The organism is Pseudoalteromonas sp. DSM 26666 (assembly GCF_900116475.1).
Classification (GTDB): Bacteria; Pseudomonadota; Gammaproteobacteria; order Enterobacterales; family Alteromonadaceae; genus Pseudoalteromonas; species Pseudoalteromonas tetraodonis.
Genome location: NZ_FPAR01000001.1, coordinates 543,590 through 558,305, shown reverse-complemented (window position 1 = coordinate 558,305; position 14,716 = coordinate 543,590). Strand labels below are relative to the sequence as shown.

The following is a 14,716-nucleotide window of genomic DNA, read 5'->3' as shown; positions in this document are numbered from 1 at the left end:
CGACTAACGTCAGGGTGGTATTAAGAACTTTAACCGAAGTAAAGTGTTTTAGGTATAGTATTAACCTAAAAAAACTGGATATAGCAAGCAATCAATTCAGTAACACTGTAAGCATATAAAAATGGTATGCTGTGCGGAATAATTTATAAAATTATATAAAACGTACTTAATGACAATGATTGATAAACAAGTTTACTTAGTAGATTACCAGTGAAAATACCAAAACGGATACACTTTTTATGGCCTAACTGATGAAGTAGTTATTCGACTGATGAGCGGCAAAGAAGCTGACGTGTTTATTGTTAGATGTGGTTAGCAGTTTCGTTGTGCAAAGATATATTAAGAAGCTAGTAAACTCAGTTTCAAAAAGGCCGCGAATATCAATAAGGACGAAAAGCTCGTGGTGGACACTAGGCTCGTTACGGTCTCAGAGTACCAACAACTTATGGCTGTATGGATGGGGTTTTACTTATGGGGTTGGTGTCTGATGGCAATGACAATATTGCTCCTCAACTAGCTAATGTAACGCCCTTTGAAAACCAAGCAATTGAACAGTATGGGCAAATGATGGGTAACATTTATCTTATGCTGTGTGCAGGCGTTATTCACGGTGATTTATATGAATTTAATGTATTAGTTGATGATAAAGGGACCGTTATTATTGATTTTCTCAGCTGTCAGTGTGGCTGCAAATAATAATGCTGAAGCGATGTTTACCCCTGTTGTTAATATTATGCGCCGTTACTATGGTGAATTTGCTCCAGCTTTATTAGCCTCACAGTATGATTAAGAAATGTGGGCATTATTTGAAAGTGTTCACTTAACAGTAAACACCTCGTTGACTGGTTTATTTGAAGACAGTAGTAAACTGTCTGATGTTGATTCGGTACTTGATGAAATTCAAGCCGCGAAAGAAGAAGATCAGCATGAAAAATGTGTATTTTAGATCGTAATAATCACTTAGTTACAGCTCAGAGTGTAGAATAACGGCCTCTGAGCATGTCGTGTTAAGCGAACCAATTGCTCTTTTGCGGCCTTGCTCTTTGGCTTGGTAAAGGTAATTATCGATTACTTTAATATGTTGCTCCAGATCATTGGTCGCAACGAGCGTTGCAAAACCAATAGAGACAGAAACTGTGATCTCTGTGTCATTGATCTTGATTGGGGTTCTTTCTATATCACAAAGAATACGCTGGATAATAGCTCGATTTTGTTGCTGATCAGGAGTCGTATTTATGTGCAATAAAAATTCTTCGCCGCCCCACCGAACAAGCTGATCACAGGCTCTGAGGTTTTCTTTTATTCTTTGTACTATTATTTGCAGTACCTTATCACCGGCATCGTGGCCATGTACGTCATTAATCTTTTTAAAAAAGTCGATATCAAGAAGAGCTAATAAAGTGTATTTATTTGAATTATCGACGGTTTGTCGGTTTGATAAATAATTATAAAAATAACGACGGTTTTTTGCTTGTGTTAAAGGATCGTGGTTACTCTCATACTCTAATGCGTTGTTCTTTTCTTTAAGTTCTCTATTCAGCCGTTTAATACTTATTGCTGTCAATGTTGTTACTACAATGAGCACTACCAGTGCTAGGGCAGCTAGAAACCAAAATTGTTTTTGCACATTTAAGCTTTTAGCATAGGCATCTTTAATGTCGAGTTGTAACTTGGTTTCTAACAGTTGCTTTTCAGAGCGCTCTTTTTCAAGTACACTATTTAGATACAGCGCGTTGTCTTTTAATGCTTTATTTTCTATTTTATCTTTAAGTTTACTACCTTTAATGAGGTAGTCATACGCTTCCCTAACAAATCCCTGCTGCTTCAGTAATTCAGCCCAACCAATCAATCTAATAGGATCATTCGTGGGATCATAAGCTGTGCTTTCAAACCACTGGTATCCCTCTTTGAACAGTGTCTTCGCTATTTCTACTTGTGCTGCTTCACCACTGCTTAGTAAAGCGAAAGCACGGGCAACCTTCGCATAGGCAATATGCTGTGATAACTGTGACTTCTCGGCAACCGCTAATAGGTGCGCTGTAATCGCTAAATTCTCACTTATTGCTTGTGTTTCGAAGTAAATATTTGATAAATTTGTACTTATAATAATATCAAGCTGACTATCGATAGCTGATATCTGCTTTATTTGTTGATAAACATCAATTGCCTGTGAATATAATTGAGCATTGATAAGTATGTAACCTCGCTCCAGCAAGAAGTTTACTTTTTGATAGTCGCTAACTGCATTATTAATTGCCTGCTGATTTATTTTTAAAGCCATTTCGGTTTGATTTAAATCATTATAGAGCAAGGCTAAGGTGGCTAGGCTGTTGTTGTGCTCTTCGTGATCTTGATTTAATATGGTAATGTCAATTGCTTCATTGATTACGGCGACGGCTTCGTTGAAAAAACCTTTTTCCATTAAGAAATAGGCATAATCATGGCTAAGAAGATAAAATAGCTTAGCCGAATGAAGTTGGTTTTTCGCACTGTATATGCTGTGAAATTCTTTATAAAAATCTTCGCTATCATCCGCTCTTATATTCCCTTGCATTAAGCATAAAAAATTAGCGACGCGAAGATCATGGCTATTATTTTCGGTTGCCTGACTTGCCAGATGTTGTTGTATTATTGCGGCATCATCCTCTTTGTTCTTTTCTGTAATGAGACAATGTTTGTAAAGTAGGTATGCACTGTTGCCTAGATGTTGGTAATCTGATCGCAACCTTAAAGTCGTTAATTCAGCTATTTGCTTAGCAACGGAAGTATTATTGAAAATAGCCTGATCCACTGCTTTTTCAAAGTCTGTATAATAAAAGCCGCGAGAATCAGTAGAAAAAGCATAACAAGAAACGATAATAAGTAATAAAAGCAACCCAGATAAACAGAATTTTTTTGCTGTTAGCATATATAATTTTCATATTCACAACTTATTAGTTAGTGTAGTTGAGTGTCGTAAAGTGTCAATAGTCTGGTTTAATTCAACTAAATAGCTTTCGTCTGACTACTTTTCTGTATTCACTCGGGGTTTGACTTAATATCTTTTTAAACACACGGGTTAAATGTCCTTGATCGTTATAGCCAACTTCTAACGCGACTTCCTGAATTGATAAATTCGATGAAGCTAGTAATTCTTTTGCACCTTCAACCCGTAGCTGCTGCCAGTACTCTATAGGGTTTTGATTTGTAGCGAGTCGAAACCTGCGTGTAAACGTGCGGTAACTTAAGCTAAATTGTGCCGCGACTTCTTGTAAATCTAACTCACTAGATAAATTAGTTTTTAACCAAAATTGTATTTGTGCAATAAGTTCATCAGCATGTCGGTTAACGGCGCCTTCTAAATAGCGTTGATCTTCGTAGGGTTTACGTATTTCATGTGAAAAGTTCCGCTCAACATGCTGCGCCGCTTCTTTACCATAGTATTGGCTAATAATATGAACAATAACGTCAGCTAAGGCATTTAAACTGGCTACCGTATACAGGCGCTCTGATTGGGTAATAAAAAAATCAGGTTTTAAGCTAACGTTTGGATAATCTTGAGAAAATTGCTTGGCATAATGCCAGTGAGTGGTTGCAGGGTGACCATCAAGTAAACCGGCTTCTGCGAGTAAACAATTGCCGGTACCAACACCAATAATATGGCTTCCCATGGTAAAACTCTCATTGAGCCAATTAACTATTGGTTGATTCGTTTTAACAACTGGGCGTGGATTACGCCAAATACCCGGAACAATGATTAAATCGCAATAGGGAGCGTTATCACTGCTGCAATCAGGCACGATGGCTAAACCTGTTCTGGTTGCAATAGGAGCCATATTTTTAGCAATTAAATGAATATTCAGCGCTCTAAAGTGTTGCTTACTAGTGTGCCCCTTGGCAAACGCTTCACCTGCTCTGAGCATTTCAATTGGCAAGGTTAAACTAGTTACCAGTAGATGCGAGTAAACAGCAATAGCTATATTTAATGGTGGATTTGTTGGGTTATTGCTCATTCAAATGCTCCGACCAGTTGTTTTTGGCCTTTTATGCTTAATATTTGGCTATTAAAGCACAAAGTCGTGTGCGTAATCCATTTAAACTGACTCCATATTCTTATAACACGTTTTTTTAAAGGTAAATTATGACCGCATTACCCGTCATTGTCGGCATGGGAGGCATTAATGCCGCTGGCCGTACTTCTTTTCATCAAGGTTATCGTCGTATCGTGTTAGATAGCTTAGAGTCTCAAGCTCGCCAAGAAACATTTTTAGGCCTCGCCACATTAATGAATTTAGTGAGTGTTGTGAATGGACAACTACAAGACATGCAAGGCAATAATGTTGAGCAAAGCGACATAGAAGCACGTTTTGGTGAGCAAATTATTGCAGGTACATTAATTCGCAAAATTGAAAAACAACATTTTGATGTAGATGCCACACCATGGCAGCAAAAAATGACGTTAACCGCATCGGATGAAAATGCGATTGTGTTTGAAACACGCCGTCGTGATTTACCTTCGCCAGTTCCTGAAAGTTGGCACGTAGAAGAGCTTGAAAATAAAAAAGTGAAAGTAACTATTGCTGCTCAATTTGATATTAAACATGATTCTACTCGTGATAACCCAATTAAATCTGCTGGGCAACTACCCACAGGGTTTGATCCGTCAATTATGTACAATAGCCGCTACCAACCTCGTGGTTTACAAGCAACTATTTTTGCTGCCACCGATGCAATAAAATCAACCGGACTTGAATGGCAATACATTATGAATAGTGTTGAGCCTGATAAAATTGGTACCTATTCAGCATCGGTTATTGGCCAAATGGACGATAAAGGATTAGGTGGGTTAGTCAAAGCGCGCCAGCAGGGTGATCGCGTCAGCACTAAGCAGCTAGCACTGGGTTTAAATACAATGTCGACCGATTTTATCAATGCCTATGTTACGGGCAATGTAGGGACTACTTTTTCTACATCGGGTGCGTGTGCTACTTTTTTATATAACTTGCGCGCAGCAGTAAATGATATACAAGCAGGACGCACACGTGTTGCAATTGTGGCAAGTGTAGAATGTGCGATTACCCCTGAAGTGGTTGAAGGCTTTGGCAATATGAGTGCGCTGGCTAATATTGAAGGTTTGCGCCGCTTAGATGATTTAAGTAATGACGATGAACCTGATTATCGTAGAAGCAGCCGCCCATTTGGCGAAAACTGTGGCTTTACTTTAGGTGAAGGCGCACAAGTGGCTATATTAATGGATGATGCGCTGGCACTTGAACTAGGTGCAGACATTATGGGCTGTGTGCCTGATGTATTTGTTAACGCCGATGGAGTAAAAAAATCAATTACTTCACCTGGGCCTGGTAACTACATTACCATGGCAAAATCGGCTGCACTTGCCAGTAGCTTACTAGGTAAAGAGGCATTACAGCAACGTAGCTTTATTTTAGCCCATGGTTCAAGCACACCACAAAACCGCGTAACTGAGTCGTTAATTTATCATAAAGTAGCGCAAACATTTGCAATAGATAATTGGAAAGTAACCGCCCCTAAAGCGTATGTTGGCCATACTATAGCACCTGCCAGTGGCGATCAGCTTGCCATTGCCTTAGGTGTATTTAGTCATAATATTATGCCGGGTATTACCACTATAGATAAAGTGGCTGATGATGTTTATGCAGATCATTTAGATATTCGTAACAGTCACTATGATTGTGGTGATATGGATATTGCATTTATAAATTCTAAAGGGTTTGGTGGTAATAATGCAACAGCCACAGTGCTTTCAGCAAAAGTAACGATGCAGATGCTTGCTAAGCGTCATGGCGATGAAATGATGGGGCTCTATACCAGCAAACATGCAGCGGTAAAAGAAGCACAACAGCACTATCAACAACAAGCAGATTTAGGTCAATACGCGCTAGTTTATCGTTTTGGTGATGGGCTGATTGATGAAAATGACATTGTTATTGATGAGCACAGCATTCAGCTGCCAGGCTTTGAAAAAGCAATTATATTCAATACAACAAATTCCTATCAAGATATGTTCTAAGCACACATACTTGTTAGCAAGGCGCTTTTTAAGCGCCTTTTTTAATGACTAAAAACAACAGCGTAATAACTAAATATATTTAGCAATCAGGCTGTTTTTATTACGATATTTCCAGTTTAAGTAGCGCTTAGCGAGTAAGGCGGTAAGCACAACCACTACAGCTATCATCGCCATGGTTGCAATATAACTCATACCATACCCTGATGGTAAGCCAACAAGGGTTTCACCATAGGTCATATCACTAAAGTTAAATCCAAGAGCAGGTATTAAAAGCCAACTGATAGCATGCAGCAAATACAAGTGAGTGAGGTAGGAAAACATGCTGGTTTTACCTAGTACTTGCAGAAAATTTTGCGAAAAACTAGCCTTTAAGTGGCTCAACAGTTTTAGCGCAATTAAACCAAGCCCTACAGTAAGTAACATAAATTGTAACGACAACGGATATTTAGTCGGATTTAAAAACGACATAATAGTCAGCAGTGGATCTGTATGTGTAGAAAACTGTGACATATCACCGTATAAATTAAAGCCGCGTAGTATTGAATAAAGTGCTAGGCAGCTCATACCCATAATAAACGCGTAATTCATCACTTTTTTACTATAATGGTGAGATTTATAATATACACCTGCACAATAAGCCAAACACATGAGTCCAACAATAGGCGCAACGGGGTAGGTCGTTCTAATAGAAAAACCAAACGGCAGTGCTAATACATTTTTTTGATGAACGATAGACCACAGTGTATGCGCGATGGTGTTACTTTCAAAGGTAATACCATCTAATAAGTTATGACCAAATACCAGTAATAACCCAGCTATAAATACAGGGTATATACCTATTAAGCGAAGCAAGCCAAGCACCACAAAGCCCCAGCCAATCGCCCAAATTACTTGAGCATATAACATCGGGAAAAGAGGATTAAAACTCCATGACCATGACACAATTGTAAACTCAAATAAAATAAGCACTAAGCCTCGAACTATTAAAGCGTTAGCAAACTGACGAGTACACGCGTATTTATGCTCTGTAATAGCGGCAGAGAGGCCTGCTAAAAATACAAATAATGGCGCACAAAAATGCGATATGAAGCGTGTGAAAAAAGTAAGCGCATCTGTTCCGGGTATGGTCATGGGATCAGTTACTGAATAATTTAGACAATAATACATGCCGTGATCTATCACCATAAATATGATGATAATGCCGCGTAATAGATCAATATGATGCAAGCGACTTTGCGATAAAGATAATGACATAAAATACAATTAACAAGAATGAAAAAATGAACTTGATTATATGTTATATTATATCAATTTGCGAGGATGTTAAGGCAGTAATTTTGCGTGAGCTATCACTGTTTATAATTTCGGTTGCTAACATATTTTTACAGTTTAGTTTTTTTGATAGGTTACTATATTCACTTACAGAACAGCACATCAAGAACGTAATGATGTACACAGTATTAAAAGGCTAAAAATGCAAAAAATACTCATTTTATCGGTATTAACTATGCTCAATGGTTGTACCTTTTTTGGTGCTGTATTGGATGGGCAAGCTGTTTCAAATGCGGATGATAACCAAAGCATGAATAATCCTGCTCGTTCCACTCCTTATAAAAACCCACTAGAGCCTGTTCCTGTAAACAAAGAGGGATTTTCTTTTACCGAGCTTGGTTTAAAAATAGACTCTGCAGTATTTGATTTAGTAAAAGGAGATGACGGCACCATTAGAAAATGCCGACAGATCACAAAAAATCTTAAAGAATGTGTAGAAGTAGATAAATCTACTCTACACAGTAATGAATCTAAGCCGATAAAAACTGATGATGAAATAATAAGTGTTGGTCTATAAAGCTACTAATAAAAAAGTAACTATGATCGTAGCCAGCGTGCATTTCGAGCTGCAGCGGATACGCTTTTTTATTAGCGATATCGACCAAATTTTGCGGCTTAAGCTGCTCTTCTAAAAAGTTATCAGCATCACCTTGGCTTACCAGCATAGGTAAATAGTTAGCTTGCTCGGCTTGTTGCATTAATTCGCAAGTATCGTAGTGTGCCCACGTTGTTTTGTCGTCGCCTAAGTAGCCTGTAAATGCTTTTACACCCCACGGACACGCCATAGGATTAACAATAGGACTAAATGCCGAAGCGCTGGTGTACGATTGTGGGTTTTTAAGTGCAATCATCAATGCGCCGTGCCCGCCCATTGAATGACCACTAATTGCTTTTTTATCTGTAACAGGAAAGTGTTGCTCAATTAGTGCCGGTAACTCATTAACAACGTAATCATACATATTAAAATGGGTGTTGTAGGGCGCTTTTGTGGCATTAAGGTAAAACCCAGCACCTTGTGCAAAATCATAGCTGTCTTCGTTTGGCACGTTATCACCACGTGGGCTCGTATCTGGCGCTACAATGGCGATACCCAGCTCCGCTGCTTTTTTAAATGCGCCTGCTTTTTGCATAAAGTTTTCATCGGTACAGGTTAAACCTGATAACCAGTACAGTACCGGCACCTTATTGGTTTCACTGGCGCCTGGCGGTAAAAAAACTGCAAAACGCATAGTACAACGAGTGCTTGAGGCGCTATGGCTGTATTGCTTATGCCATCCGCCAGTTACTTTAGCGGTTGAAATATTTTCTAACATAACAATCCTTAAAAGCCGTTACTTAATAGCAACGGCTTGTGATGGTAATTAAGTGAAATGAGCGTATTAGTAATGAATTACAGTACGAATACTTTTACCTTCATGCATTAAATCAAAGGCATCGTTAATTTCTTCTAGGCTCATGGTATGAGTGATAAAGTCGTTTAGCGCAAATTCACCCGCCATGTAACGCTCTACAATTTCAGGAAGTTGTGAGCGGCCTTTAACACCACCAAATGCGCTACCACGCCATACACGGCCAGTAACAAGTTGGAACGGACGAGTTGAAATTTCTTGGCCAGCACCGGCTACACCAATAATCACAGACTCTCCCCAACCCTTATGACAACACTCAAGCGCAGAGCGCATCACATCAACATTACCAATACATTCAAATGAGTAATCAACACCGCCATCGGTCATCTCAACAATGACTTCTTGAATTGGCTTGTCAAAGTCTTTTGGATTAATTAAGTCGGTAGCACCTAGTTTGGTCGCCAAGTCAAATTTAGAGGTATTAATATCAATACCAATAATACGGCTAGCACCAGCCATTTTAGCACCAATAATGGCAGATAAACCAATACCGCCTAAACCAAAAATAGCCACCGTATCGCCCGCTTTTACTTTAGCCGTATTTGTAACAGCGCCCATACCGGTAGTAACACCACAGCCTAATAAACAAATTTCTTCTAACGACGCTTCTTTGTTTACTTTAGCCAATGAGATTTCTGGCAATACTGTGTATTCAGAAAATGTAGATGTACCCATATAGTGGTAAATAGGCTCGCCATCTTTGAAAAAGCGAGTGGTGCCATCTGGCATTAAGCCTTTACCTTGTGTTTCGCGCACTGCTGAACACAAGTTTGTTTTACCTGAAGTACACATTTTACATTCACCACATTCTGCGGTGTATAAAGGAATAACGTGATCGCCAACTTCTACACTCGTAACGCCTTCGCCCACAGCGTAAACCACCCCAGCGCCTTCATGACCTAAAATAGCGGGGAAAATACCTTCAGGATCTTCACCTGATAAAGTAAAAGCGTCTGTATGGCATACACCAGTGGCAGTGATTTTTACCATTACTTCGCCTTTTTTAGGCATCATCACATCAACTTCTTCAACGCTTAAAGGCTGATTAGGGCCCCAGGCAATCGCTGCTTTTGATTTTATAAATTCAGACATGTGTATATCCTTTGTAGTGGTTTGAATATGAATTGTAGACCCATACTGTTTGGGTGATGAGGTTATTGTATTTGTTTCTCAGATAATGATAATCTTCAATTTAATAAAACACTTTTACAGTATGGTAATAATTATGCGTTGGGAAGGTATTGATGAGTTTATTGCTGTTGGCGAAGAGGGAAGTTTTACCCAAGCTGCACAGACGTTAGGTTTCTCGGTTGCTCATATTAGCCGCCATGTTACAAAGCTAGAACAACGGTTAAATACGCAATTATTAACACGTACCACTCGAAAGGTTGTGTTAACCAAAGAGGGCGAGCAGTTTTTACACCAAGTTAAACATTTACAGCACGCAATGGACGAGGCCACTCAAGGCTTAGCATCGGTACAAACCTCACCTAAAGGTAAAATTAAATTAACAGCACCGGTTATGTATGGTGAAAGTTTTATTATGCCCATTGTGCATTCATTTATGCATGATCACCCAGAGGTAGAAGTAATCGCAACGCTCTCTAACGAGCAAGAAAACTTATTAGAGGGGGGCTTTGATTTAGCCATTCGACTAGGCCATTTAAAAGATTCAAGCTTAAAAGCGCGGCGCTTGAGCTCGCGACGATTTATTATGTGTGCTTCACCTGCATATTTAGCGTGTTTTGGTGAGCCTCACACTTTGGGGGAGCTTAATAATCATCAATGTTTAATTGGCAATAGTAGTTATTGGCGAGTAAATGAAAATAATCGTGATAAACATATTAAGGTCGCAGGGCGATTGCATTGTAATAGCGGCTGGGCACTGGTTGACGGCGCTAAAAAAGGTTTGGGTATTGTTCAGTTGCCTGATTACTATATTGAAAATGAAATTAAATCCGGTCAGTTAGTGCCTATATTAACTGCATACCAACCACAACAAGAGGGCGTGTGGGGTCTATATCCGCCACGGCAATTTGTGGCTACTAATGTGCGGGTATTACTTGATTACTTAGTAACAGGGCTGAAAGTTTAGCAGGGTTTACTGGCTTGTTTAAAATATAGCCAAGTGTCAGATTTATAAATTATTTCTTACATTTATGGTGATATTCAATTGCGCTGAGTTCGTGCTACTATAACGCCACACTTTTGGCATTAATGTTTTAATTAATATGTTTCAACCTGTTAGCCTATTTATCGGACTCAGATATAGCCGCTCCTCTAAAGGCAATGCGTTTATTTCGTTCATTTCGTTTTTTTCTATTGCAGGTATAGCGATTGGTTTAATGGCGCTTTTTACGGTCAGTAGTGTAATGAACGGCTTTGAGAGTAGTTTAAAATCTAATATGTTGGGGCTTATTCCACACGTTGAAGTACAAGCCAAAGATCACTCCAAAGCGCAAATGAATTCGTTAAAATCTGCGCTTGAGCAATCACCGTATGTTGATCATGTTAGTTTGTACCGCCACGGTGAAGCCATATTGCAAACCAATAAAGATCTTCACGGGGTGTTATTACAAGGGCTTTACGACAATAACGGCTCGCTGTATAAAATCACCGACAAAATAGTGCAAGGCAATTGGCAAAGCGTACTAAATAATAATTATAATATTGCAATAAGTCGTTATTTAAGCCGCAAACTTGGCGTTGGCTTAGGTGATAAGTTACGTGTAATTATGCCTAACGCATCTACGTACACCCCACTTGGGCGCATGCCAAGCCAACGTTTATTTAAAATTGCTGCTATCTATGAAACTGGCTCCGAAATAGACATGGGACTGGCATTTACCAGTGGCGTATCACTACAACGGGTTTTAAAACTTAGCAACAATACGGTACCTAATTTAAGCGTGTCACTGCATGAGCCGTTTGCACTTGACCAATTTATGCAAGACAGCCAACACATACTCAATGACTTTAAACTCACCGACTGGCGAAGCAGTCAAGGCACTTTATTTGCCGCCGTTGCGATGGAAAAACGCATTATGTCTATGCTCCTTGGCTTAATTGTGCTGGTGGCGGTATTTAATATTGTATCGGCACTGACCATGATGGTCAGTGAAAAACAAAGCGAAGTAGCAATTTTGCAAACATTAGGGCTCACACCAAGCCAAGTGCAAACCGTATTTATGGTACAAGGGCTCTATAACGGGGTAATTGGCACGGCCGTGGGTGCTTTTTTAGGTCTTTTATTAAGCTTATATATAAATGAACTGCTGGCTTTGGTTGGTTTAAATTTACTATCGGGAATTTCACTCCCCGTCAAATTTGATGTGGTTAGTTTAAGTGTTATTGCCGTTTTAAGCTTAGCAATGAGCTTTTTAGCGACTTTATATCCAGCGCGCCAAGCCGCTAAAGTAAACCCAGCAGAGGTATTACGTTATGAATGATTTAGTAATTAGTTGTGAAAAAATAAGTAAGGTGTACCAAGACGGGCAAAATCAGGTTGAGGTATTAAAAGGCGTTGATTTAGCCCTAACGCAAGGTGAAATGCTGGCAATTGTTGGCAGCTCAGGTTCAGGTAAAAGCACCTTGTTACATATTTTAGGCACCTTAGACACGGCCAGTGCGGGTAGTGCAAAAATAAAAAACCAAGACGTTTCTAAGTTATCTCGCTCGCAGCAAGCGGCTTTTAGAAATAAAAACTTAGGGTTTATTTATCAGTTCCACCATTTATTAATGGAATTTAGTGCGGTTGAAAACGTTGCCATGCCATTACTCATAAAAGGGTTGAGCGCGAAAGAAGCCAAAAAGAAAGCACTTAACATGCTAGATAAGGTAGGCCTTGCACATAGAAGTAGCCATAAGCCTTCGGCTCTTTCTGGTGGTGAACGTCAGCGTGTTGCCATTGCACGCGCTTTAGTGACAGAGCCTGCGCTGGTGCTTGCTGATGAGCCAACGGGTAATTTAGATAAGCAAAATGCGATTAAAATTTACGATTTAATTAATGAGTTAAATAAAAGTTTAAACACCAGCTTTGTGGTAGTGACTCATGATTTAGAACTGGCAGATAAGCTGGGTAAAATAGCGTACTTAGATGATGGTAAACTATCAATAAAAGAGTCTAGCCATGTTGCTTAGTGCCTTTATTAGTAAACGCTTTAGAGCCTATTCAGGCCATAAAGATGAAAAAAATGCCTTCGTAAGTTTTATAGCCAAAGCATCCACTATTGGTATTTTACTTGGTGTTGCCGTGTTAATTGTGGCGTTATCGGTGATTAATGGGTTTGAGCAGCAATTAGTGCATCGTTTATTAAGTGTAGTGCCGCAAGTTGAATATGTTGCCCCAAGTAGGCCAATTGCCGATTGGCCCACTAAAGTCGAAAAGTTAAAACAGCAACCACACGTAACAGGCGCAGCCCCATTTATTGCTGTTAATGGGATGGCGCAATTTAAAAGCCAATTAAAAGCGGTTGAGATCCGAGGTGTTGAGCCTTCGTTGGAAGGTGATGTGTCAGCCATAAACCAATTTACACAAGGTAAATTAGTCAGCCAGTTAACAGATGATGATGTTATTTTAGGCAAGCAAATTGTTAAGCAACTTAATATCGCATTAGGTGATAATGTGACCTTGTTAATCCCGCAAATTAGTGAAAAAGGCCAGTCATTACTCGCCCCAAAACGTGTTACCCTCACGCTTGCGGGCATTATAGAAATGGGCGGACCAATCGACAGCAGCGCTGCTTTTATTCATCTTAACAAAGCACAACAAACCTTAGGCTATGATCAAAGCCAAGTAACAGGGTTACGCTTGCGTGTTGATGATGTGTTTTCGGCGCATCAAATAGCGCTTCGTGTTGGCCAGACTATTACCGATTATGTGTATATTTCGAGTTGGCTTAGAACGCAAGGTAGCTTGTATCAAGATATTCAAATGGTGCGCACGATTGTTTATATTGTGGTGTTTTTAATTATCGCGGTGGCGAGTTTCAATATTGTGTCTTCACTGGTAATGGAAGTGCGTGAAAAAGAAGGCAATATTGCTATTTTAAAAAGCATGGGTGCCAAAGACAGTACCATATTGGCTACTTTTGTCATGCAAGGCTTAACCCAAGCATTTGTGGGTGTACTTTTAGGCTCAATTGTTGGCGTGATTTTAGCAATTAATATTAGTGAGCTATTTACTTGGCTGAGCTTGTTACTGGGTGAAAACCCGCTAGAAGGTGTGTACTTTATCGAATTTTTGCCCAGTAAATTAGTTTGGCAAGATATCGTGTTGACCGTTATAGCCACCTTTGTGCTTGCGATATTGGCGACGCTATATCCAGCATGGCAAGCAACACGCGTAGATCCGGCAAAGGTATTGGGTAATTAAACACAGTATTTAATAGGGTGCTTAGTGTAACTCTGATAAACTGCGCCGCTACTAAACAGCTTTTGTTTGCTGAGCGCTTATTTACCTTGGGATTTACTTTGACAAATAACGATATTTTACGCCGTATTCGCTACACCTTTGATTTAACTGATTCAGCTATGGTTGATGTTTTCGCCGCAGCAGCGCAGAGCGTAAGCACTGAGCAGGTGATTGCATGGTTAACTAAAGAGGGCGAGCCTGGGTATACCCCAATAAGTGACACTGAATTTGCGGTATTTTTAAATGGCTTTATAAACACCAAGCGCGGCAAGCGTGAAGGTGAGCAGCCAGAGCCTGAAAGTAAATTGAACAACAATATTATTTTTATGAAGCTACGTATTGCTTTAAATATGAAAGCAGAAGACGTGATCGCGACCTTGGCGTTGGTTGATTTTGATTTAAGTAAACATGAGCTAAGCGCATTTTCACGTAAAGTTGAAAACAAGCATTACCGTGTGTGTAACGATCAAATATTGCGTTTATTTTTAACCGGTGTACAGCGTACTTTTCGCCCAGATGGCGAAAAAGCTTAAT

Annotated in this window: 12 protein-coding genes and 1 pseudogene; 8 read left to right on the top strand and 5 right to left on the bottom strand. The window is 39.6% G+C overall.

Features of this window, described 5'->3' with window-relative positions:
• Positions 1-210: 210 nt before the first annotated feature.
• Positions 211-946, top strand: a pseudogene (locus BM380_RS02535) (RIO1 family regulatory kinase/ATPase).
• Between the two features lie 18 nt (positions 947-964).
• On the opposite strand, the gene BM380_RS02530 reads toward BM380_RS02535, so the two are convergent.
• Positions 965-2,908, bottom strand: a complete 1,944-nt coding sequence (locus tag BM380_RS02530) for a tetratricopeptide repeat-containing diguanylate cyclase (protein ID WP_090492714.1) — start codon at positions 2,906-2,908, stop codon at positions 965-967.
• A 73-nt stretch (positions 2,909-2,981) separates the two neighbouring features.
• Complete coding sequence (locus BM380_RS02525) at positions 2,982-3,992, bottom strand: GlxA family transcriptional regulator (protein ID WP_090492707.1); 1,011 nt, start codon at positions 3,990-3,992, stop codon at positions 2,982-2,984.
• Between the two features lie 128 nt (positions 3,993-4,120).
• Here BM380_RS02525 and BM380_RS02520 point away from each other — a divergent pair, with 128 nt between their 5' ends.
• A complete protein-coding gene (locus BM380_RS02520) occupies positions 4,121-6,028 on the top strand; it encodes a beta-ketoacyl synthase (protein ID WP_090492705.1) in 1,908 nt (635 codons plus the stop codon).
• 69 nt (positions 6,029-6,097) lie between these two features.
• On the opposite strand, the gene BM380_RS02515 is transcribed toward BM380_RS02520, so the two are convergent.
• Positions 6,098-7,282, bottom strand: coding sequence for an acetyltransferase domain-containing protein (locus BM380_RS02515; protein WP_090492703.1), 1,185 nt, complete (start codon positions 7,280-7,282; stop codon positions 6,098-6,100).
• Between the two features lie 220 nt (positions 7,283-7,502).
• Between BM380_RS02515 and BM380_RS02510 the strand changes: the two genes are divergently transcribed.
• Positions 7,503-7,877, top strand: coding sequence for a hypothetical protein (locus BM380_RS02510; protein WP_090492702.1), 375 nt, complete (start codon positions 7,503-7,505; stop codon positions 7,875-7,877).
• Here the strand turns inward: BM380_RS02510 and fghA are convergent.
• Together fghA and BM380_RS02500 are read right to left on the bottom strand one after the other, a co-directional pair.
• Entirely contained in the window at positions 7,831-8,673 is an 843-nt protein-coding gene (gene fghA / locus BM380_RS02505; RefSeq protein WP_090492700.1) for an S-formylglutathione hydrolase, read from the bottom strand. The two genes, BM380_RS02510 and fghA, sit on opposite strands and share 47 nt — an antisense overlap.
• A gap of 66 nt (positions 8,674-8,739) precedes the next feature.
• The gene (locus tag BM380_RS02500) at positions 8,740-9,861 is read right to left on the bottom strand and encodes an S-(hydroxymethyl)glutathione dehydrogenase/class III alcohol dehydrogenase (protein WP_008110499.1); all 1,122 of its coding nucleotides are present in this window, start codon (positions 9,859-9,861) and stop codon (positions 8,740-8,742) included.
• 130 nt (positions 9,862-9,991) lie between these two features.
• On the opposite strand from BM380_RS02500, the gene BM380_RS02495 reads away from it, so the two are divergent.
• From BM380_RS02495 to BM380_RS02475, 5 genes are all read left to right on the top strand, one after another.
• Positions 9,992-10,864 carry a LysR family transcriptional regulator gene (locus BM380_RS02495; protein WP_175527444.1) on the top strand — a complete coding sequence of 291 codons (873 nt, stop codon included), beginning with the start codon at positions 9,992-9,994 and terminating at the stop codon, positions 10,862-10,864.
• A gap of 136 nt (positions 10,865-11,000) precedes the next feature.
• Entirely contained in the window at positions 11,001-12,218 is a 1,218-nt protein-coding gene (locus tag BM380_RS02490; RefSeq protein ID WP_024601043.1) for a lipoprotein-releasing ABC transporter permease subunit, read from the top strand.
• Positions 12,211-12,909, top strand: coding sequence for a lipoprotein-releasing ABC transporter ATP-binding protein LolD (lolD, locus tag BM380_RS02485; protein WP_090492696.1), 699 nt, complete (start codon positions 12,211-12,213; stop codon positions 12,907-12,909). The genes BM380_RS02490 and lolD overlap by 8 nt, the downstream gene beginning before the upstream one ends.
• Entirely contained in the window at positions 12,899-14,143 is a 1,245-nt protein-coding gene (locus BM380_RS02480) for a lipoprotein-releasing ABC transporter permease subunit (protein ID WP_090492694.1), read from the top strand. Before lolD ends, BM380_RS02480 begins: the two co-directional genes overlap by 11 nt.
• A 98-nt stretch (positions 14,144-14,241) precedes the next feature.
• Entirely contained in the window at positions 14,242-14,715 is a 474-nt protein-coding gene (locus BM380_RS02475) for a YehS family protein (protein WP_024601041.1), read from the top strand.
• The last annotated feature ends 1 nt before the right edge of the window (position 14,716 follow it).

Coding starts and splice junctions, on each gene's coding strand:
- BM380_RS02480 (WP_090492694.1), top strand. CDS start 12,899: ATGTTGCTTAGTGCCTTTATTAGTAAACGCTTTAGAGCCTATTCAGGC.
- BM380_RS02525 (WP_090492707.1), bottom strand. CDS start 3,992: ATGAGCAATAACCCAACAAATCCACCATTAAATATAGCTATTGCTGTT.
- BM380_RS02530 (WP_090492714.1), bottom strand. CDS start 2,908: ATGCTAACAGCAAAAAAATTCTGTTTATCTGGGTTGCTTTTATTACTT.
- BM380_RS02490 (WP_024601043.1), top strand. CDS start 11,001: ATGTTTCAACCTGTTAGCCTATTTATCGGACTCAGATATAGCCGCTCC.
- fghA (WP_090492700.1), bottom strand. CDS start 8,673: ATGTTAGAAAATATTTCAACCGCTAAAGTAACTGGCGGATGGCATAAG.
- BM380_RS02500 (WP_008110499.1), bottom strand. CDS start 9,861: ATGTCTGAATTTATAAAATCAAAAGCAGCGATTGCCTGGGGCCCTAAT.
- BM380_RS02515 (WP_090492703.1), bottom strand. CDS start 7,282: ATGTCATTATCTTTATCGCAAAGTCGCTTGCATCATATTGATCTATTA.
- lolD (WP_090492696.1), top strand. CDS start 12,211: ATGAATGATTTAGTAATTAGTTGTGAAAAAATAAGTAAGGTGTACCAA.
- BM380_RS02520 (WP_090492705.1), top strand. CDS start 4,121: ATGACCGCATTACCCGTCATTGTCGGCATGGGAGGCATTAATGCCGCT.
- BM380_RS02510 (WP_090492702.1), top strand. CDS start 7,503: ATGCAAAAAATACTCATTTTATCGGTATTAACTATGCTCAATGGTTGT.